At 42.2% G+C, this 18887-nt stretch carries 21 protein-coding genes; 8 read left to right on the top strand and 13 right to left on the bottom strand.

The window, feature by feature from the left end:
- The first annotated feature begins 30 nt into the window (after positions 1-30).
- Positions 31-888: an SDR family oxidoreductase gene (locus tag V6D42_RS09315; RefSeq protein WP_333513018.1), complete on the top strand. Its 858-nt coding sequence runs from the start codon at positions 31-33 to the stop codon at positions 886-888.
- Between the two features lie 28 nt (positions 889-916).
- Here the strand turns inward: V6D42_RS09315 and V6D42_RS09310 are convergent, their stop codons facing one another.
- On the bottom strand, positions 917-1150 hold the full coding sequence (locus V6D42_RS09310; protein ID WP_010333637.1) for an IDEAL domain-containing protein: 234 nt from the start codon (positions 1148-1150) through the stop codon (positions 917-919).
- Between the two features lie 292 nt (positions 1151-1442).
- Between V6D42_RS09310 and comK the strand changes: the two genes are divergently transcribed.
- Positions 1443-2021 carry a competence transcription factor ComK gene (gene comK, locus V6D42_RS09305; protein WP_010333638.1) on the top strand — a complete coding sequence of 193 codons (579 nt, stop codon included), beginning with the start codon at positions 1443-1445 and terminating at the stop codon, positions 2019-2021.
- Positions 2022-2160: 139 nt separating this feature from the next.
- Here comK and V6D42_RS09300 read toward each other — a convergent pair whose 3' ends face one another.
- Entirely contained in the window at positions 2161-2580 is a 420-nt protein-coding gene (locus tag V6D42_RS09300) for a hypothetical protein (protein WP_229147752.1), read from the bottom strand.
- 191 nt (positions 2581-2771) lie between these two features.
- Complete coding sequence (locus V6D42_RS09295; protein WP_168747353.1) at positions 2772-3671, bottom strand: SDR family oxidoreductase; 900 nt, start codon at positions 3669-3671, stop codon at positions 2772-2774.
- A gap of 213 nt (positions 3672-3884) precedes the next feature.
- Between V6D42_RS09295 and V6D42_RS09290 the strand changes: the two genes are divergently transcribed.
- Entirely contained in the window at positions 3885-4154 is a 270-nt protein-coding gene (locus V6D42_RS09290; protein ID WP_010333640.1) for an excalibur calcium-binding domain-containing protein, read from the top strand.
- 39 nt (positions 4155-4193) lie between these two features.
- On the opposite strand, the gene V6D42_RS09285 is transcribed toward V6D42_RS09290, so the two are convergent.
- From V6D42_RS09285 to V6D42_RS09275, 3 genes are all read right to left on the bottom strand, one after another.
- Positions 4194-5663 (bottom strand): sodium:solute symporter family protein, encoded by a 1470-nt coding sequence (locus tag V6D42_RS09285; RefSeq protein WP_333513017.1) that lies wholly within the window; start codon positions 5661-5663, stop codon positions 4194-4196.
- Positions 5660-5860, bottom strand: coding sequence for a DUF3311 domain-containing protein (locus V6D42_RS09280; protein WP_198097513.1), 201 nt, complete (start codon positions 5858-5860; stop codon positions 5660-5662). Before V6D42_RS09280 ends, V6D42_RS09285 begins: the two co-directional genes overlap by 4 nt.
- 225 nt (positions 5861-6085) lie before the next feature.
- The gene (locus V6D42_RS09275; RefSeq protein ID WP_010333643.1) at positions 6086-6448 is read right to left on the bottom strand and encodes a hypothetical protein; all 363 of its coding nucleotides are present in this window, start codon (positions 6446-6448) and stop codon (positions 6086-6088) included.
- 155 nt (positions 6449-6603) lie between these two features.
- Here V6D42_RS09275 and V6D42_RS09270 point away from each other — a divergent pair, with 155 nt between their 5' ends.
- From V6D42_RS09270 to V6D42_RS09255, 4 genes are all read left to right on the top strand, one after another.
- The gene (locus tag V6D42_RS09270) at positions 6604-7224 is read left to right on the top strand and encodes a TVP38/TMEM64 family protein (RefSeq protein WP_010333644.1); all 621 of its coding nucleotides are present in this window, start codon (positions 6604-6606) and stop codon (positions 7222-7224) included.
- A 1-nt stretch (position 7225) separates the two neighbouring features.
- Positions 7226-7726 (top strand): signal peptidase I, encoded by a 501-nt coding sequence (gene lepB, locus V6D42_RS09265; protein WP_105953786.1) that lies wholly within the window; start codon positions 7226-7228, stop codon positions 7724-7726.
- A 202-nt stretch (positions 7727-7928) separates the two neighbouring features.
- A complete protein-coding gene (locus tag V6D42_RS09260; protein ID WP_333513016.1) occupies positions 7929-9425 on the top strand; it encodes a monooxygenase in 1497 nt (498 codons plus the stop codon).
- A 77-nt stretch (positions 9426-9502) separates the two neighbouring features.
- Complete coding sequence (locus tag V6D42_RS09255; RefSeq protein ID WP_333513015.1) at positions 9503-10030, top strand: MarR family transcriptional regulator; 528 nt, start codon at positions 9503-9505, stop codon at positions 10028-10030.
- A 26-nt stretch (positions 10031-10056) separates the two neighbouring features.
- Here V6D42_RS09255 and V6D42_RS09250 read toward each other — a convergent pair whose 3' ends face one another.
- The 5 genes from V6D42_RS09250 to V6D42_RS09230 form a co-directional block, all read right to left on the bottom strand.
- Positions 10057-10251 carry a hypothetical protein gene (locus V6D42_RS09250; RefSeq protein ID WP_010333648.1) on the bottom strand — a complete coding sequence of 65 codons (195 nt, stop codon included), beginning with the start codon at positions 10249-10251 and terminating at the stop codon, positions 10057-10059.
- A gap of 325 nt (positions 10252-10576) precedes the next feature.
- Positions 10577-11779, bottom strand: a complete 1203-nt coding sequence (gene glcP, locus V6D42_RS09245) for a glucose/mannose transporter GlcP (protein WP_333513014.1) — start codon at positions 11777-11779, stop codon at positions 10577-10579.
- Positions 11780-11850: 71 nt separating this feature from the next.
- On the bottom strand, positions 11851-12903 hold the full coding sequence (ntdC, locus tag V6D42_RS09240; RefSeq protein ID WP_333513013.1) for a glucose-6-phosphate 3-dehydrogenase NdtC: 1053 nt from the start codon (positions 12901-12903) through the stop codon (positions 11851-11853).
- A gap of 16 nt (positions 12904-12919) precedes the next feature.
- On the bottom strand, positions 12920-13765 hold the full coding sequence (locus V6D42_RS09235; RefSeq protein WP_333513012.1) for an HAD-IIB family hydrolase: 846 nt from the start codon (positions 13763-13765) through the stop codon (positions 12920-12922).
- On the bottom strand, positions 13737-15062 hold the full coding sequence (locus V6D42_RS09230; RefSeq protein WP_333513011.1) for a DegT/DnrJ/EryC1/StrS family aminotransferase: 1326 nt from the start codon (positions 15060-15062) through the stop codon (positions 13737-13739). The genes V6D42_RS09235 and V6D42_RS09230 overlap by 29 nt, the downstream gene beginning before the upstream one ends.
- A 105-nt stretch (positions 15063-15167) precedes the next feature.
- Here V6D42_RS09230 and ntdR point away from each other — a divergent pair, with 105 nt between their 5' ends.
- Complete coding sequence (gene ntdR / locus V6D42_RS09225) at positions 15168-16157, top strand: NTD biosynthesis operon transcriptional regulator NtdR (protein WP_333513010.1); 990 nt, start codon at positions 15168-15170, stop codon at positions 16155-16157.
- 174 nt (positions 16158-16331) lie between these two features.
- On the opposite strand, the gene V6D42_RS09220 is transcribed toward ntdR, so the two are convergent.
- Positions 16332-17486 (bottom strand): AbrB family transcriptional regulator, encoded by a 1155-nt coding sequence (locus V6D42_RS09220; RefSeq protein WP_333513009.1) that lies wholly within the window; start codon positions 17484-17486, stop codon positions 16332-16334.
- Positions 17487-17593: 107 nt separating this feature from the next.
- Positions 17594-18796 (bottom strand): MDR family MFS transporter, encoded by a 1203-nt coding sequence (locus V6D42_RS09215; RefSeq protein ID WP_333513008.1) that lies wholly within the window; start codon positions 18794-18796, stop codon positions 17594-17596.
- Between the last annotated feature and the right edge of the window lie 91 nt (positions 18797-18887).

Here is an 18887-nt window from a genome sequence, read left to right as displayed (position 1 = left end):
ACATAATAGGGTTGAAAAGGAGTGAGTGCATTGGCGAATGAGAAAAAGAAAACATTGCCGCCGCAGCATCAGGACCAGCAGCCGGGATTCGAATATCTGATGGATCCCCGTCCGGTATTTGATAAGCCGAAGAGGGCAAAAAAACTAGCGGGCAAAACGGCCATTATTACAGGGGGAGACAGCGGGATCGGACGCGCTGTATCGGTGTTATTCGCAAAAGAAGGGGCGAATGTGGTCATTGTGTATTTTAATGAACATCAGGACGCCGAAGAAACAAAGGAGTATGTAGAGAAAGAAGGGGTGAAGTGCCTGCTGATTGCAGGAGATGTCGGAGATGAAGCCTTTTGTAACGAGGTGGTAAGACAGGCCAGCCAGGCTTTTTCATCCATTGATATTTTGGTCAATAATGCCGCTGAACAGCATGTGCAGCCGAGCATTGAAAAAATCACTAGCCACCAGCTGATCAGAACCTTCCAGACAAACATTTTCTCTATGTTTTATTTAACGAAGGCTGTTTTGCCTCATTTGAAAAAAGGAAGCAGTATTATCAATACAGCATCAATCACCGCGTATAAAGGCAATAAAACACTGATCGATTACTCAGCGACAAAAGGAGCCATTGTTACTTTTACAAGATCCCTTTCCCAATCGCTTGTCCAGCAGGGCATTCGAGTCAATGCGGTTGCGCCGGGTCCAATCTGGACACCGCTCATTCCGGCCAGCTTTGCCGCAAAAGATGTGGAAGTGTTTGGTTCGGATGTGCCGATGGAACGGCCGGGCCAGCCGGTGGAAGTGGCGCCGAGCTATTTATATCTTGCCAGCGATGATTCTACTTACGTCACCGGGCAGACAATTCATGTCAACGGGGGAACGATTGTAAATGGGTAATTAAAAAAGCCAATCCTTAAGGATTGGCTTATTCGCTCTGTTTGAGCGCTGCATATTCTTTAGAGAGCGTAAGAAACGCATCTTTATCTTTTTCGTCCAAGGCTTTGTTGATTTGGTCAGTCAGCATGGTCAACCGACGCTTAAACAAGGATTCATCGAGCACCATTTGAATGTAAATATCCATCATTGTTACATCAAATTCTTTTGTTTTTTGCGTGTTGCGGGACTTCATGAGCTCAGTGTACGACTTTTTCTCTTTCATAAAGAATCCCCCCAATGCCTTTTTTATAGTATATGGATAACGGTCGAAAAAATCAATAAATTTTTATAATTTTTAGACAACTAATACTTGGCAATCTATCGACATATCCTGCGAAGTGCTGTGTTATGAGATCATATAGTAAAGTAAAATCGGTTTATTACTAGTAAAATAGAACTAAAAAATATAAAAAAAAGATGATTTTAGTTCATTTGTTAAAAAATCCTGTCGTTTTATAAACACAGATGATAGATTATTAGTATAAAATTTGCAGAAAAAGGATGGAGGCCATAACATGAGTCAGAAAACTGACGCACCATTAGAATCGTATGAAGTAAACAGCGCAACAATTGCCGTGCTGCCAGAAGAAATCGACGGCAAAATCTGTTCAAAAATCATTGAAAAAGACTGTATGTTTTACGTCAGCATGAAGCCGCTGCAAATTGTCGACCGAAGCTGCCGATTTTTCGGATCAAGCTACGCGGGAAGAAAAGCGGGAACTTATGAAGTGACAAAAATTTCTCACAAACCGCCAATCATGGTGGACCCTTCGAACCAAATCTTTTTATTCCCTACACTTTCTTCGACTAGACCCCAATGCGGCTGGATTTCCCATGTGCATGTAAAAGAATTCAAACCGACTGAATTCGACGATACGGAAGTGACGTTTTCAAACGGAAAAACGTTGGAGCTCCCGGTCTCATGCAATTCGTTCGAGAATCAGGTATACCGGACAGCCTGGCTCAGAACCAAATTTCAGGATAGAATCGAACACCGTGTCCCGAAACGGCAGGAATTTATGCTGTATCCGAAGGAAGAGCGGACAAAGATGATTTATGATTTTATTTTGCGTGAGCTTGGGGAGCGGTATTAGAAGGAGAAAAGTGGATTTGAGAATGCTTCAGCATGAAATTTTTTAGGGAAATAAAGCTAAGGCATTCCAGAAATAAAAAAGTGTTGGTGAAATTATAGAGCTCAATACATTTTAATGTATTGAGCTCTTTATTAAATTGTTAAAGGGAAATTGAGTCACTTCCGCAAGTGTACCAAGTTCCATTTGCTGCTTGCGCCCATCCGTAAATTCTTGTTCCTGTCCCCAATTTTCTTTTTACTTCATCAAGGGATAAAGTGATAGACGTTGTATCTCCGGCTCTTTTAGTTGCTAAGATATTGCTTTTCGTGCTGTCAGGTTGGCCGCCATCAGTTGTCCAAGCTACCATATTATAGTATTTGGATGTGAACGGGTTTGATAGCCCATTGATTGATAAGGTAACCTGATTGTTGCTAGCCGTTACGGTTGTATAAGCAGCACTCATTGGTTTAATTGTGGATGCTTTTTGTGCTGGTGTGTGGTTTTCAGCTGCAAAAACATTTGTGCCTCCTGTCACTAGTAGTCCGACAGCTAATGCTCCTGAAAGGATTTTTTTATTCATTGTTATTCCTCCTTTTTTTAATACATAGTTAAATTTCTTCAATTAATTGGAAAATCCTTTTTGTCAGCAAGAAGTTAACAAAATTTACAAATTTATAAACGTGATTAATATGTAACCTCAAATTGTAGAGTCTGGATATCGATATTAAAAAGGAGCACTCCAGTAAAATAAGGAGAGCTCCTTCTAAACGATCAGGCCGTCGGAATTCCGCCGGTGATGCCATATATTTGAGATGTTACATAGCTTGAATTCTCTGAAGCTAAGAATACATAAACATCTGCCAGCTCCACCGGCTGGCCGGCGCGGTTTAATGGTGACGGCGGTGTTCCTTTGCCGAATTTCGGAATGTTTTCAGTCGGCTGTCCGCCGGAAATTTGCAGCGGAGTCCAGATTGGTCCTGGCGCAACAGAGTTCACTCTGATGCCTTTGGGCGCAAGCTGTTTTCCGAGCGCAACGGTAAAGCCGATAATGGCGTTTTTCGTCGCCGCATAATCTAACAGCATCGGACTTGGATTGTAGCCTTCCACTGAAGTTGTGGTAATAATAGACGCGCCCTCCGGCAAATACGGAAGCGCCGCTTTAACCACCCAATATAGGGAGAAGACGTTCACTTCAAACGTTTTATAGATTTGTTCGGTAGGAAGGTCTTCAATGTTTTGCACTGCTTGCTGTTTACCGGCAACGAGCGCTAACACATCCAGCCCGCCGAGTTCGTTATGCGCTTGTTTGACTAAATCCTGACAAAACGATTCGTCACTCAGATCACCTGGAATCAGGACTGCCTTGCGTCCTTCTGCTTCAATCAGTTCTTTTACTTCTTCTGCATCAGGCTGTTCCGCGGGCAAATAGTTGATTGCCACATCGGCGCCTTCCCGGGCATAAGCGATGGCGGCAGCGCGGCCAATACCGGAATCACCGCCGGTGACAAGAGCTTTTCGGCCATTTAGTTTGCCAGCTCCTTTATAGCTTTTTTCTCCGCAGTCCGGCACCGGCTTCATTTTTTGCTGCAAGCCGGGCGGTTCTTGGTATTGTTCAGGAAATTCATCATGAAAAAATGCTGTTAAAGGATTGTTTCGTTTTGTATCAGACATCATCAACGCTCCTTTTTGTGTGTGGTGTACATTCGTATGTGTACCCTTGAGCAAAGTGAGGAAAACATGTTTTGGCAGTTTGCATCTCTGCAAGACAAAGAAAGCAAAAAAACTGCCGCTCCTTCCATATTTATCTTGTAAAATAGGATGAATTGAATTAAGATAAAATTGCTATAAAACAACTAAATATTGGGTATGGGGGAGTATATTGTCATGAAAAAAGCCGCGGCGCTTTTGCTGTCACTCGGTCTCGTTTTCGGTTTTTCATACGGAGCTGACCATGTGGCGGAAGCCAAAACGAAGGTCAAGACGTATAAGAACTGCAAGGAATTAAACAAAGTGTACAAAGGCGGGGTAGCCCGTACGTCCAAAGTGAAAAATAAAGGCGGAAAAACGAAGTACAAGCCTTACGTATCTAAGGCGCTTTATGACGCCAATAAAAAGAGCGACCGTGATAAAGATTTTATCGCCTGCGAACGCTAAAGAAAAAAGCAATCTGTTGTCCAGATTGCTTTTTCTTGTTTAAGCGGCTTGATCAGCAGCAGCGTTTTTTGTTTTTCTTGTCATGAGACTGACCGCCATCATGACCGTAACATTCAGCAGCAAAGCGACAATGCCGACGTTTAAGTCTTTCGCCACTTGTGGCAGCGCCGGAAATAACGTGCCGATTGTTGTTTCCGTAACCGTAATATAAGAAACGGCTCCGACTCCGGTTATAATGCCGGCAAATGCTCCTTGTTTGGTCACGATATGATGCTTGAACAGGCTGAACAGCAGGGCCGGAAATAGCTGTGTGACGAGGCTGTAGCCCATCAGGAGAAGCGTAACGATTGTGTTCCCGCCTTTGAATGTAAAGTACACAGCAATCAGCGCAATCACAGGCACTAAACATTTAGCCAATAATGACACTTGCTGTTCCGTCGTGCGGGGAGCAAACACTTGATAAACATTTTTGGCAAACAAAGTGGAGGCCGACATTAAAATCATAGACCCCGGCACAAGCGCCGTCAGCAGTCCAGCTGCTCCGATGATTCCGACAAACCAAGGATCAAAGGTTTGAAGAGACAGTCTCAAAAGTGATAAATCCGCGTCTGCGCCTTTCAGACCGGGAACTTGCAGGATAGCCGCAAAGCCGACAAAAAGGACGAATAGAAGGACCAGCTGATATAAGGGCATAATAATGGCGTTTTTTCGAAAGACTTTTGGGTTTTCTGCTGAATAGGAAGCGGAAAACGTATGGGGCCACATGTAAAAGCCCAGCGCCGTCAGCAGCACGGTTGAACTGAACCATGCAGCACTTTGCCCTGTTTCGGGCAATGTAATAAAACCGGGATTTGCGTTTTCAATCTGCTGAAACATGTCTTGAAATCCGCCGTAGTAATGAATTGGCAAATATACGCCTAAGAATAAAACGACAGCCAATATCATGATGTCTTTGACAACGGATATCCAGGCGGACCCGTGGATGCCGGATACCATAACGTAAACTGTGATTGAAATGACGCCGATCCAAATGGCAGCAGTGGGAGAAATTTTTCCGTAAGAAGTTTCCGATACAATTAATCCAAGCCCTTTCAGTTGCAGCACAAGATAAGGAATAAGAGCGGCGATGCCGACCAGTGAGACGAGCACGCCAAGCAGCGGGCTGTTGTACTTTTTGATGAAAAAATCGGACTGCGACATCAGCTTATGCTGTTTCGCATACGACCATATCGCAGGCAGGAGCCAATAAGAAAGGATGTAAGCCAGACAGCCGTAGGCGATGATGTAAAAGGCCGGTCCGCCTTTCCCGTAGGCCCAGCCGCTTCCGCCGAGAAACGTAAATGTGGTATAAATTTCGCCTGCCATCAATAAGAACACGAACAAGGTTCCGAAGCCGCGGCCTCCGACCGTCCACTGCTCAAGATCCATGTCTTTCCCTTTTTGGGCGCGTACGCCGAGAAACATGCTGAATAGCAAGACGCCGAAAATGATGATGAGAGCTGCGTTCATTCTGCTTCCTCCCTTTTATTTTCTTTGTCCAGGACATACACGATCGCCATCAGGACAGAGGTCAGCAAAGCCCATATGACAACATACGCGAGAATGAATGGCATGCCAAACAGATAGGGTGTCACTTTGTTTGCAAAAGGGATGCCAAGCAAAAGTCCGATGAAGGGCAGAGCAGCAAGAATGTGAATCAGTTTCATAGAGTCCTCCTTTGATTAAAAGTTGGGCGGTGCGTGTCATGTGCAGGCTGCAAATCATGTCATTAATTTGGCGGCACATGTCACTTTTTGGGGAGTAAAAGGCTGTGGTACGAATTATAAATAAATTTATTTTGTTTGTATAGTGTGAATTGTCAGAAATTTATTGGTGAGGCGCCCGGAGAGTGGACGGGCGCAAGGAGGAGAGATCAGAATGATTCGAAAGACTCATGGCGCGTCCGGCGCAAATAAATAGAATGTTAACAAACTGCTTACTTGCTCCCGGATTCGCGGGTTAAAATAGCGGTGTTTTTCTTCGTAGCCATCAATGACAAATAAATAAAGTGTAAAGGCTTCATCACGCTCAGCCTCGTGGATGGCAATTTTTCTTTTCCTCAGCTCTTTTCTGACCTCAATCAGATCCTTTTGTGCTATTTTTAATGATTCGTTGATAAGTTGTATATAAGGGTGTTTTAATTTTAATGTGCTTTTCTCAATTCCGTTGAGATCACGGTTTAAAATGGTAATGACCATAGGCAAAAAAAGAGCCCGCTCTATCAATTCGTATCCTTCTGGCTGCAAATGAGGCATGGTAACTCCTTCTTTCTTAAGGGAACGTTTGTTCTTAATGTATTCTATATCGGCTGGTGAAATATTTCAAGACAGAAAAAATCACCAAAACTTTTTAGTTTTTCGCCGAGAATGTGTAGAATAAGGATAGACAAACCCGGTGAGGAGTATAAACGTTGGAGCAATTTTTATCCTATTTGACAGAGGATCGTTTAACTGAATTATTTCAAAGCTATAGGGCTTTCGGTCCGCTTATTGCTGTGCTGCTGCCTTTAGTTGAAGCATTTCTCCCGTTTTTGCCGCTTATCGTTTTTGTGGTGGCAAATACCAATTCGTTTGGATTGTGGGAAGGCTTCATCCTGTCATGGGCCGGATCAACAGCGGGGTCCATTCTCGTGTTTTTCATTGTCCGTCATTATGGACAAAGAAGAGCTCTTGGATTCATCCGCAGGCATCCGTCTGTCAGAAAGCTTATGTTATGGGTGGAAAGACACGGTTTTGGCCCGATGTTTCTTCTGCTTTGTTTTCCATTTACACCGTCTGCCGCGGTGAATGTTGTCGCCGGTTTGTCAAGGATCGGGACGCGGCCGTTTGTTTTGGCGGCAGCCTCGGGAAAGCTCGTCATGATTTTTATGATCAGCTTCATCGGATATGATCTTCACGCGCTGATCACGCAGCCGATTCGCACTGTTATTGCCGTAGTGGTGATTGCTGTCTTATGGTATGTCGGCAAAAGGGTGGAACGGCATCTGCATGTGAGAGCCAGCCAGCGTGAGCATGATGGAGGGAGACAGTAACATGAAAAAACGGTTTTGGTTTCTTGCCGGTGTTGTTTCCGTCGTTCTCGCCATTCAAGTCAAAAATGCCGTCTTTATTGATTACAAAGTAGAAGGCATAAGCATGAACCCAACTTTTCAGGAAGGGAACGAACTGTTGGTCAATAAATTTTCACATCGATTCAAAACCATCCATCGTTTTGATATTGTTTTGTTTAAAGGCCCTGATCAAAAAGTGCTGATAAAGCGAGTCATTGGGCTGCCCGGTGAATCGATCAAATATAAGGACGATCAGCTGTATGTGAACGGAAAACAGGTGGCTGAACCATTTTTGAAACCATTGAAATCTGTATCTGCCGGAAGCCATGTAACGGGAGATTTTTCTCTGAAAGAGACGACAGGGAAAAAGACGTTATCGAAGGGGCAATATTTTGTAATCGGAGATAATCGTATATATAGCTTTGACAGCCGGCATTTCGGTCCGATCAGGGAAAAAGACATTGTCGGAGTCATTTCGGATTAGGAAGCTGTAAACTGAGAAAAAGGCGCCATTTGAAAGGCGTCTTTTTTGTGCTGATTGGAAAAATGTGTTGCAAGATCATTTGTCAGCCGATATAATCATTTTTGTTACGTGTGTAACAAAAGTAAAAAATATGTTCATTCTCATCACTGTTTATCAGGGTTTTTATTAAGTTGTAAGTGAAACAAAAGGAGTGGAGCTCGTGATGAATTACGAAACAGTCATTATCGGAGGCGGACCGGTTGGATTGATGCTGGCTTCTGAGCTGGCATTGGCAGGGGTAAAAACATGCGTGCTTGAGCGGCTTGAACAGCCAATGCCGTATTCGAAGGCGTTGACGCTGCACCCCCGCACGCTTGAGCTTTTTGAAATGAGAGGGGTGCTTGAGCGTTTTGCGTCTCGTGGGAAAAAGATATCTTCCGGACATTTTTCAATGCTCGATACCCGTCTTGATTTTTCCAGTCTAGATACGAGCTGTCCTTATACGCTATTGCTTCCTCAGACCGAGACTGAACAGCTGCTTGAGGAACGTGCGCGAAGCCTGGGGGCAGAGGTGGTACGAGGGGCAGAGGTGCTAACGGTAACGCAAAACGAAGAGGGAGTGCAAACCATTTTCAAGGATCGGGAAGGCAGTGTGCGGACGTTGAGCAGCCTGTTTGCCGTTGGCGCTGACGGAGCAGGGAGCGTTGTTCGGAAACAGGCGGGAATTGCGTTTCCTGGAACAGACAGCACCGTCACCGCAGCTCTTGGTGATGTGAAGCTGCTTTCTCCGCCGCCATCAGGAGTGTTGTCGCTTTGTACGAAAGAGGGGGGAGTCATGATTGTTCCGCTTTCTCCTGACCGATACCGCGTTGTGTTGATCAGCCCTTACCGCACGCAGACGCCGAAAGATGCTCCTGTCACAGAAGAGGAGCTGAAAACAGATCTCATCCGGATGTGCGGAACTGATTTTGGCTTAAGCGAGCCTACGTGGATGTCCCGATTCGGGAATGCCTCCCGTCAAGCGAAGCAGTATCGGAGCGGCAGACTCTTTCTTGCGGGCGATGCAGCACATATTCATTTTCCTGCTGGCGGCCAAGGGCTGAATGTCGGTCTCCAGGATGCCATGAACCTTGGATGGAAGCTTGCGGCGGCTGTCGGCGGCTCTGCACCTTCATGGCTTTTGGACAGCTATCACGCAGAGCGGCATCCGGTGGCGGAAGATCTTCTTCGGAACACAGAGGCGCAGACGCGGCTGATGGATTTCACGAAGGCCGGTCTCCATTTGCGAAGCATGGTGTCCGATATGCTTGCTTTTCCCGATGTGAATCGCTTTGTAGCGGACCAAATTTCTGCAATCGATGTCGGGTATGAAGCTGACCAAAACATGCCGCCGCATCGGTTGAACGGCAAAAGACTTCCGGATGTGGCACTGCGGCTTCCTGATGGCAGTATGGAACGCCTCTATAAATGCCTGCATAACGGGGCATACGTTTTGCTGTCACTGAAACAAGGAGCTGATAATGACCATATCCCATTTAAAGGCTTACACACAGTGTGTGCTTCTCTTGCAGAGCCGCGTGAAGAGTGGAGAGACGTGCATACTGTATTGGTTCGGCCTGATGGTCATGCCGCTTGGGCAGTCGATGCCGCCGGCCCAGATGCGGCAGAAGTGATTCAATCAGGTATCAGACGCTGGCTCCCGATTGCCAGCCGTGTGTAACACAAATCGATTGTTTCATCTGTAACAAAACGTTATGATATAAGAAACAATTGATTAATAAAGGATGGAAGAGCCGTATGGATACAGAACATACTAAGCGATCACTTTTTGAATTATATACGGAACTCATTCATCAGCAGGAGAAATGGGAGGGGCTCATAAAAGCCTTTTTGGCTGATGAAATGAAGAAGCTGGATCAGGAGCACGGGCAAAAGTCTCAATTGACGATGACAGAAATTCATGTTCTTTCCTGTGTGGGGGAGGGTGAGCCGATCAATGTCACTTCGATTGCCGCCAAAATGAATACGACGAAAGCGACGGTGTCACGCATCAGCACAAAATTGCTTGGCGCCGGCTTTTTTCACAGAACACAGCTCAGCGATAATAAGAAGGAGGTCTACTTCCGTTTGACGCCGGCAGGGAAGAAGCTGCACAGCTTGCATCAATACTATCATCAAAAGGTTGAGCAGCGTTTTCTTTCCTTTTTTGACCGTTATACAGAGGAAGAGATTCTCTTTGCGGAAAGGCTGTTGCGGGATTTGGTGACAAAATGGTATCCGTCCTCAGAAGAAATGGAAGAGGGGCTTCACAACGTTTTTAAATAAAAAACACGCACTGAGGTGCGTGTTTTTCACGTTTCTTCTTTCTTTTTCAAGATTGTAAGGTAAATCAGATTTCCTCCGGCTAAAATGATAAGCGGCAGTCCAGGGGAGCTGGATGTCACCAAATTATAAATCAGCCAGATTCCTAAACATATTCCATAATATAAGTGCATTGCTTTCTCGGGGTTGTCGCGCAGCAAACTCCCTTTAAAAATCTTTTTCATTATAACGCCCCTATTAATTTTATGATTTCTCCTTTAGTTTACATGCATCTCGGTTCATCTCAAAATTTCTTTTGTTGATTCTTCAGAATATTTCGAGGAATTTTAGAATTATTTTTGATGGGGAGCAACAGGCTAGTACCTTGATTTATGGATGGATCATAAATCAATTCTGTAAATACCTTTGCTGCGTGACCTGAACGTATCTCGGACAGGTACAGAAACATAAACACTTCTATCTCCCTTGCTAAAACACTGTTTTCTCCTGATAAAAAAGAGGACATTAAGTCCTCTTCTTCCTTACGATATGATTTAATTTACACGTTTTTTACTGTGTCTTTGAAGCTTTGCTCTCAAGTGAAATAGGGTTATCTGTTTTAGTTCGCCTAATCTTTACAGAAATACCTACTAGAATGACCGCCATCGTTGTAAATATTCCCATGGTTAATAAGATTGTGTCTTGATTTAAACTCCATCCAATTAAGAAAGAGATGATTGCTCCTCCGAAACTGGCCGAAGCGATAAATAAACTTGTAACTTCGTCCACGTACTTCTGAATAATGATTGATGCTAGTGTTAAAGCAATGGGAAATATGCCCGCTATACTTAGACCAATCAAAAATGTACCACCCAATTGAAGTATGGGGTGACTTATATAAGGGAAGGCAATCAACAAAACAATTAAACAACTACAACTGAATAGGAGGTACTTAGAAAAATCGAGCCTTCTGCTTACTAAACCAATCAGTATTCTTCCTATAATGATTCCTACCCAGAAAAAGGAGACACTGATAAGACTAATTTGTTCATTGTCTTGGTTTATCATGATGGAAGGTAAAAAGTTGGCGAAATTTGTTTCAATCCCGGCATATAGGAAAGCAAAAAATACAAAAAAGCCTAATTGCTTTGATTTCTTTCTATCTCCTATAAAGTATTGAAACGCTCCTACATCTGGCAAGGCCACTTGGTTAGCATTCTTGGCGTACTTTCGGTTCTTGGATAAGAAAATGAGCCACCCTGCTAATAGGACGAACAAAAAGGTCAATATGCAGTAATACGGTAAATACCAGTTATTGATATCGATGAAGGAATTAATGAATAATGGGAAAGATAAAGCGCCTAATCCAAAGAGGACTTCCAGCTTACTCATTTTTTCTGCATTACTTTCGAAATTAGCAATAACAAATGAACCAACTGTCGTTTCTAATGTACCTGCTCCATATCCTAAGAGAAAAGCCATTACAACAATATAATACCAATCCTTAGTGAGAAAAAAGATACTTAACGCTACAAGCATTATTGTCAAAGCTAAAGTAAGTGTCCTAAAGTGACTGTATTTCTTAATCATTAACGGTGCGATTAATACTCCGCTTAGGAATCCGCTAAACTGAAAGAAAATGATGACCGAAATATCATCTGTTGTCTTGTTAAAAGACTCTAGTAGAAATGGCGTCAAACTCCCTGTTGATATATGGATAATACCTACTGTGAAAAAGAAAGCATATCCAAATAAATATGTCCCTCTTACCATTCATTACACCCCTATATGAAAAAGCAGGAACATACATTCCTGCTTTTTCAGTAACTTATCTCTTCGAAATACTAGTTGACTGCTAAAACAGACATTTTTTGAGAGTTGCTATCTTTCTCAAAGAACATTTCTAATACTTCCTGTGATCTAAAACCATCGTTAAAGGAAGGAATCTCAACCCAATCTTTCTGAGTTGAAGCAATCCAGTTGATCAACTCGCTTCTAAAAGAATCAGCCCAACCATAAAATTCGTTTGGCGGATCGTTTAATAGACTTTGCGGTACTGGGCAGTCTACCACGTTCAAGCCATCTATGAGCTTGTAAACGTAAGGGTTACCAGTGTGGTATTTAAACTCTTTTTTGTGTCCAACTACCTCAATGCTAAAACCACAGTCTTCAGGTACAGAACATTTTGATGTGATGATATTTACAAATACCTTGTTCTTCAGTTGTCCATAAATTTCTGCATAGTCATCTACAAGTACCTGTTTATCCTCTTTTGTTTTTACATTTGTGTTCATCTTTGCCATTACTGATTCTGTGATGAAATCACTCTCAAACAAATACCATACCATGTCGATAAGGTGAATACCCAGATCTCCCAATGATCCACTTGTCTTCTTACTATTAGCGTCATCTCTCCAAGTGAATTTCTTGCGTCTAAGGGCACTATTTTTCTTGAAGTGTACTTTTATGGACAGTATGTTACCTAGTTCATTATTGATAATTAAGCTTTTTAAGATATTTACGTAAGACAAATATCTATAATTAAATCCCATACTAGCTCTTACGCCTAACCTTTGAGCAGTATCTTTCATTATGCTTGCTTCCTCAAGAGAAATAGCCATAGGCTTTTCGCACAATACATGCTTATGTTTTGCTAATGCTTGCAAAGCATGTTCTTTATGGCAAAAGTTTGGTGATGCTACAATTAAACCTTCTGAGACATCTATGAGTTCATCTGCATTTTCATATGTCTTGCCACCGAAAGTTTTCACAAAGCTTTCCGCATTTTGTTGATTTATGTCATACACCCCTACTAACTCTGCGTTTTTTATTGTAGATAAAGCAGTTGCATGCGCTCTTGCAATACCACCTGCACCTATGATTCCAATCTTCTTCATATCTATTTCCTCCTCATTATCCAATTAATTTTTTTAAGGTATGAGTAATTCCTTTTGAGTACTCACTATCAGTTATCAATTGGTGCAGGTTTTTTGCTTCTTGTGTTGCATTTTTTAGTAGATATCCATTTCCTACTGCCTGTAACATACGAACATCATTTCCACTATCTCCAAATGCGATAGCTTTTTCAGTATTTAGGTTATATTTCTCTAACATAAACTTTACAATTTCATTCTTTCCTGTTCCCATGGGTATAAAATCGACATCATAGCTGTCTTCTGGATCACCTGCTAAGGGATTACACCGATTTATATTTACTGAAACTCCGTATTCCTGGCAGATTTTTTCAATTGCTAATAGGTTTTTCTTGTCGTTTATTTCATCTTGTTCCTGATAATAGAAATTATGCTTATACCGTGACGTTCCTAATTGAGTTTGAGGATTCAAAAGAATGTTATGATTTTCATGTAACTGTTTTACAAGTAGCTCAATCTTTTCTTTACTAAACTCTTCATTTATACGACTGTTCCACTCATTATCTTGCTGTCCGAAGTTATGCTCTGAAAAGTACGTAATTTCAGTTCCAAGATCACTAGCTATAAAATGCGGGAAATATCTAAATTTTCCTCGTCCCATTTTATCGAGAATAGATTCTATACTACTCCCAGTAACCCATCCGATTAGTAGTTCCCCAGCTTTACTTTTTTGTTCTAGATAGTCTTCGAGTTCATATATGTCTTGTTGTTTTTGTTCATCGATTGTGTGTGGAAAATACGTTTCATCAAAATCACAAAAAACAATATACTTAGGATGTTCGACCTTGGATAACGTTTTATACACTGACTTCTTGCTTAATAACATGAAACAGTCCCTCCATTACTCTGTCTTGTTCTTCTAAAGTAAATGACGGATATAATGGCAAATGCAGTACCTGACTATGAGCCTTTTCCGTATGAACCAATTGGAGTTTTGTATACTTGTCCTGTACTAAAGGAGTTTTTTGCATATGAGACAGGATTGGATAATATACATCTGTTTGAACACCAAACTCTTCATTTAATTTAGTCATGATATCTGTCCTATCTTCTGTTCTTACCTTAATAGGAAACAGATGCCACACATGATCTTCACTTAATTCAGGTAATTCAATAAGGCCTTTATTCTGTAATTCTGCTAATTGAGTAATGTATCTATCCGCCAAAAACAGTCTTTTGAAATTGTTTAATGAAAGATACTTCATTCTCTCTAAACCAATTGCTGCCTGTAAATTGTCCATTTTTGAATTTAATCCAAAATTGATGACTTTCTTATTTTTTACATTTACTTCAAAACCATGATAACTAAATTGAATGCATGTTTTAGCGAGTTCTTCATTATCAGTTGCTATTGCGCCAGCCTTACCGCATACACCAAAATTCTTATATGGATTAAAACTTAATGTAGTGATGTCTGCATACTTTCCTAAGTCTGTCAGTCCAATTCCTTGGCAAGCATCCTCAATTACTTTCAATTGATAACGATTTGCTATTTGACGGATATGCTTCATTTCTGAATGTTTTCCGTACAAATGCACAGGTAGAATAAACTTTGTAGAAGGGGTTATTGCTTCCTCAATTTTGTTAGGATCGATGCAGAATGTTTGTGGGTTACTATCTACATAGATAGGAACGCCTCCCAAGGCTAACACAGCATTTTCAGTAGCTGAAAAGCTATTAGCTGGCATGATCACTTCGTCCCCTCGGTTTAACCCTAAAGCCAATAATCCTATCATAATAGCATCCGTTCCACTGCTAGTTGCAATTACATACCTTTTATGTAAATATGTAGATAAAACTTTCTCGAATTGCTCTAAATAGGAACCACTCGTAAATTTTCCAGTTGGCAAAACTTTAGATAATGTATTTAAGATATCATCCACTTCATCATTGGTTATTAATCTGTCTACAGGCATAAAAGGGACTTTATTGATTTCGCGATTTTTTTGGTAGTTGAAAAGGTCATTTTCAATATCTGTATTTTCTTTTAATACTTGTCTCAATCGCTCGTTTACAATACTGTCTTCAATAACAAGTTCTTTTCCTTGTACGTCACCTTTTAAGTGTTTTAGCAGTAACATGTTTTCTTTACTTTTACCTGAAACTCTAACCTGTTTTTGCATGAACAGTACCTCCAATGATTTTTATAATCTGGAAAATTTGATACAAATTTATCCTAATTTCTGAAACCGATAACATGTCAATAACTTTTTTGAGGAAGGGAAAATATGCCTACAATTGATGAAATAGCAAAATTGTGCAATGTGTCTAAAACCACAGTATCAAGAGTATTGAATAATCATCCTTATGTATCAAAAGAAAAAAGAGATATGATCTTAGAGGCTATTAACGATCTTGACTACACTCCCAATTATTTGGCTCGTAATTTTAGGAGAAATAAGACACAAACGATCGCTTTATCGGTTCCGAGTATCGACCATCCATTTTTTGCTCGATTAATAAAAGGGGTTTCTCATGAAGCACTGTTTAAGAATTACAAGGTCATTGTATTTCAAACCTTTTATGACAAACAGACAGAGCTGGAACTATTAGAGTTATTGAAACACAAAGAAGTGGATGGTATTATTCTTGGAACTCTAGAAAATGAATGGGATAAGATATCTCCTTTCTTAAAGTATGGTCCTATCTTATTATGTAATGAATATCATCACTCAGCGGACATCACGATCATTGGGTATGATGAATTTGAAGCGACATACATGGGGGTAGTCCATTTAATTGAAAGAGGACATGAAAAAATTGGATTTTGTTTTGATACTCCATACAGCGAAGCTCAATGTCAGAGGAAAGAGGGTTACTTGAAAGCTTTACGAGATTACAACTTACATCATAGAAACGAATGGATATTCGGTGAATTGTTTAATATCGAGGATGGCTTTCGTGTTTTTCATAAGATAAAGGATCTAAAGGACAGACCCTCAGCAATATTTACAGGAAATGATCAAGTCGCCGCAGGGATTATTAAACAGGCGATAAAAAATGGCTTTAACGTTCCTGAAGACTTAGCTGTAATTGGTTTTGACAACCAATCGATTTGCCAAGTAGTGACTCCGACCATCACAACAATTGATATTCCCATAATAGAATTAGGTCAACAGGCTGTGTTGAAAATGATAGAATATATTTCGGGTAACACTTCTTTAAACAGAAGAATTATTAAACTGCCAACAAAACTTATTATAAGAGAATCAACTTAACTATAGATTTTCACTTCCTTATCATTTTATAACTTTGTATAGAAAAAAGAGGTTATTCATATATAACCTCTTTTTCTATCAGGAAATTTCACTTTCCTGCCCCATTTTGAAGTTCTCCATACTCTGCAGAATAGAGTGACTCCCCCCTTTTTATGCCTAATTCTTCCTTTTTAACTAGGCATTGCTGCCGCTTATCGAACTCTCTTTGCCTTTTTTTTCACCATGAAGATGGTGAAGCAGACGATAAAACGGCGGCAAGAGGGCAATGACAAGGATGACGCGTATGACCTGAACCGCAACGACAAAGGTGGAATCGGCATGCAATGTAACAGACGTCGTCGCCATTTCCGCGATGCCGCCGGGTGCAAATGCCAAAACAGAGGTGATCAGCGAAATTCCTGTCAGTTTGGAAACAATCACCGCGCTTAAAAGCATAGCGGCAATTAAGCCGACTGATGAAATGAAACCGACGATCATGATACGTGTAACGCCGGCAAACATGCTTTTGTACATCTTAGAACCGATTGTAGCCCCTAGAAATATCTGCGAAAGATGGTTTGCCTGTGACGGCCACCATGCAAGCATGTCATGGCCTGTTATTGAAGCGCCGCCTATGTGCACGGCCGCTACACCGAGCATACTGCCGAGCAGCCACGGAGCGGGAAATTTTAAATATTTTGCCGCTTTGCAAGCTCCCCAGGCAACGAAAATGAGAACGCCGGTCCACAGTATGGGAGCGAGCCCGATTTCTGTCGTGGCAGCGGATACCGTTTGGGTTGTTGCATTTGCGGGACCATCTTGTTTAGCGTAAATCAGGATAACCAAAAACGGAATAGACAGGACCACGAGCAGCACCCGCATCATTTGAACGAGACTCACAATAGCGGTATTGGCACCGACCTCCTGGGCAATACTCGGCATGGCGGACAGTCCGCCGGGAGCCGTGCCGACAAAGCTGGTCATCATATCCGTTTTGCTGAAACGCCAAAGCACATAGCCTGACAGCATGGCAAGGAGTATCGATAAAATCAGCATGATGCCGACCGAAAACCAATGATCTTTGAGGACAGACAGAACGGATAGGTTCAGCTTTTGGCCCAATTCAATGCCGAGGATCATCTGCCCGAGAGCGAGCCACCGGCGGTTAATTCCTTTTTGATCTGGCGCCATCATCAGCCAAGCCGGCCGTAGCATAGCGAGACAGCAGGCGACAATCAGCGTTCCGATCATCCATCCGATCGATATTCCGGTTAACGAAAGAATAAACCCCCCGGCTGCACTGATTGCGATAAACCATACATCTGTGAGGAGATTTTTGTCTTTCTTCAATATAAAACCCTTCTTCCTATTAACTTACAGCTCCAATTGTTCATGTAGTGAATGTATCATTACTATAGTATATTTTTGTTGATAATGAAATTATGAATTTTTTTCTGTCAGCCATTCACTTTTCTTATGACCTTATATTCAATCCTCTCCATGATATGAGACTGCAAGAAACCGGCGGCGAGAAGACAAGCGGAAAGACTGTAGAACATGATTTCTCCGCCAAACGAAGTCAGGATCAGTCCGCCGGCCAGCGGTCCGATTGACCTTGAAATATCCCAATGCAAGCCGTATATCGCATAGAAACGGCCGAGCATATGCGGCGGCGCCAGCCGGGAAATAAAGGTGTGGATATGAGTGAGTCCGATGCTTTCTCCAACCGTCATCACGGCAGCAGTCAGCATAAGCAGCGTCAAAGATGTTGAGACTGCAAAGCCGGCGGCCGCAAGTGAGTAGCTGATATAGGTGATGAGAAGAATCGTTTTCATCGAAAACTTTTCTGTCCATTTTACTAGAGGAACTTGAAGAACAAAGCTTAATAACGCTTTTGCCGCTGAATAGATTGCCAGCATGGACAGGTAATCAGGAAACACACTTTTGCTGAACAGCCTGTATGTCGTTTCTGTTTGCGCGTATAACATGCTGATTGGGAGAGAAAGCAGCAAAAGGATCATAACAGGCCGATATCTTGTGAAACGCACGGATAATGCTGCGGGATGATCTGCTTTTAGCGGCTTTGTTTCTGGTAATTTAAAGGCGGCGATAAGAAAATAAATGAACAGCGCCACGGCATCTAATGCAAATATCCAAACGGGATTATGAGCGTACAGCAGCAACCCAAGCAGCGGACCTGCCGTCAATCCTGCTGAGTAGATGGCATTGATGACGGCAAAAACTTCCGAACGTCTGCTTTCCGGCGTGCTTTCGGCGATCTGTGCGCGTGATGCAGGAATGTACAGGGATCTGCCGATGCCGTTGAGGATATAAAGGAAAGCGAAAAAATATGCATCATGAGCAAACACAAAACCCGCCATTGCCGCTGTTTGCAGAAGCAGGGCAGTAAGGATCGCTGTTCGCCGTCCGAGCTGATCTGTCACACGCCCCGCTATGAGTGTCAGGCAAATATCAGCGAAGGGCTGAAGACTGATGATAAGCATGGGAAGCATCACGCTTCCGTTTAATTGCTCATGCAGATACAGCACCATAAACGGCCCCATCATGGCACCTGTCAGGCTTGTCAGCATTTCGCCGAAAAACCGGAGCCAAACGGGTGCTGTGTAGCGGGATTTCATTGATTGGAAGAGGAGAAACATGTGATTTCCGCCTTTCGATGTTTGATATAGTAGTAGTGTATAAAAGGGGCGGCGGGCCAAAAAGAGAAGAAAATTAGTGAAAAAAATTCCC

The organism is Bacillus sp. 0909A (assembly GCF_036765115.1).
Classification (GTDB): Bacteria; Bacillota; Bacilli; order Bacillales; family Bacillaceae; genus Bacillus; species Bacillus mojavensis.
Note: the sequence above shows the minus strand (reverse complement) of the source record. Positions and strands in the feature narration are given on the sequence as shown.

What these genes read in the sequence shown, in the direction of transcription:
- V6D42_RS09255 (WP_333513015.1), top strand. Translation starts at nt 9,503, where the DNA reads ATGGATACAGAACATACTAAGCGATCACTTTTTGAATTATATACGGAA.
- V6D42_RS09285 (WP_333513017.1), bottom strand. Translation starts at nt 5,663, where the DNA reads ATGAACGCAGCTCTCATCATCATTTTCGGCGTCTTGCTATTCAGCATG.
- lepB (WP_105953786.1), top strand. Translation starts at nt 7,226, where the DNA reads ATGAAAAAACGGTTTTGGTTTCTTGCCGGTGTTGTTTCCGTCGTTCTC.
- V6D42_RS09300 (WP_229147752.1), bottom strand. Translation starts at nt 2,580, where the DNA reads ATGAATAAAAAAATCCTTTCAGGAGCATTAGCTGTCGGACTACTAGTG.
- V6D42_RS09310 (WP_010333637.1), bottom strand. Translation starts at nt 1,150, where the DNA reads ATGAAAGAGAAAAAGTCGTACACTGAGCTCATGAAGTCCCGCAACACG.
- V6D42_RS09280 (WP_198097513.1), bottom strand. Translation starts at nt 5,860, where the DNA reads ATGAAACTGATTCACATTCTTGCTGCTCTGCCCTTCATCGGACTTTTG.
- V6D42_RS09260 (WP_333513016.1), top strand. Translation starts at nt 7,929, where the DNA reads ATGAATTACGAAACAGTCATTATCGGAGGCGGACCGGTTGGATTGATG.
- V6D42_RS09215 (WP_333513008.1), bottom strand. Translation starts at nt 18,796, where the DNA reads ATGTTTCTCCTCTTCCAATCAATGAAATCCCGCTACACAGCACCCGTT.
- V6D42_RS09275 (WP_010333643.1), bottom strand. Translation starts at nt 6,448, where the DNA reads ATGCCTCATTTGCAGCCAGAAGGATACGAATTGATAGAGCGGGCTCTT.
- comK (WP_010333638.1), top strand. Translation starts at nt 1,443, where the DNA reads ATGAGTCAGAAAACTGACGCACCATTAGAATCGTATGAAGTAAACAGC.
- V6D42_RS09230 (WP_333513011.1), bottom strand. Translation starts at nt 15,062, where the DNA reads ATGCAAAAACAGGTTAGAGTTTCAGGTAAAAGTAAAGAAAACATGTTA.
- V6D42_RS09250 (WP_010333648.1), bottom strand. Translation starts at nt 10,251, where the DNA reads ATGAAAAAGATTTTTAAAGGGAGTTTGCTGCGCGACAACCCCGAGAAA.
- V6D42_RS09235 (WP_333513012.1), bottom strand. Translation starts at nt 13,765, where the DNA reads ATGTTATTAAGCAAGAAGTCAGTGTATAAAACGTTATCCAAGGTCGAA.
- ntdR (WP_333513010.1), top strand. Translation starts at nt 15,168, where the DNA reads ATGCCTACAATTGATGAAATAGCAAAATTGTGCAATGTGTCTAAAACC.
- ntdC (WP_333513013.1), bottom strand. Translation starts at nt 12,903, where the DNA reads ATGAAGAAGATTGGAATCATAGGTGCAGGTGGTATTGCAAGAGCGCAT.
- glcP (WP_333513014.1), bottom strand. Translation starts at nt 11,779, where the DNA reads ATGGTAAGAGGGACATATTTATTTGGATATGCTTTCTTTTTCACAGTA.
- V6D42_RS09295 (WP_168747353.1), bottom strand. Translation starts at nt 3,671, where the DNA reads ATGTCTGATACAAAACGAAACAATCCTTTAACAGCATTTTTTCATGAT.
- V6D42_RS09290 (WP_010333640.1), top strand. Translation starts at nt 3,885, where the DNA reads ATGAAAAAAGCCGCGGCGCTTTTGCTGTCACTCGGTCTCGTTTTCGGT.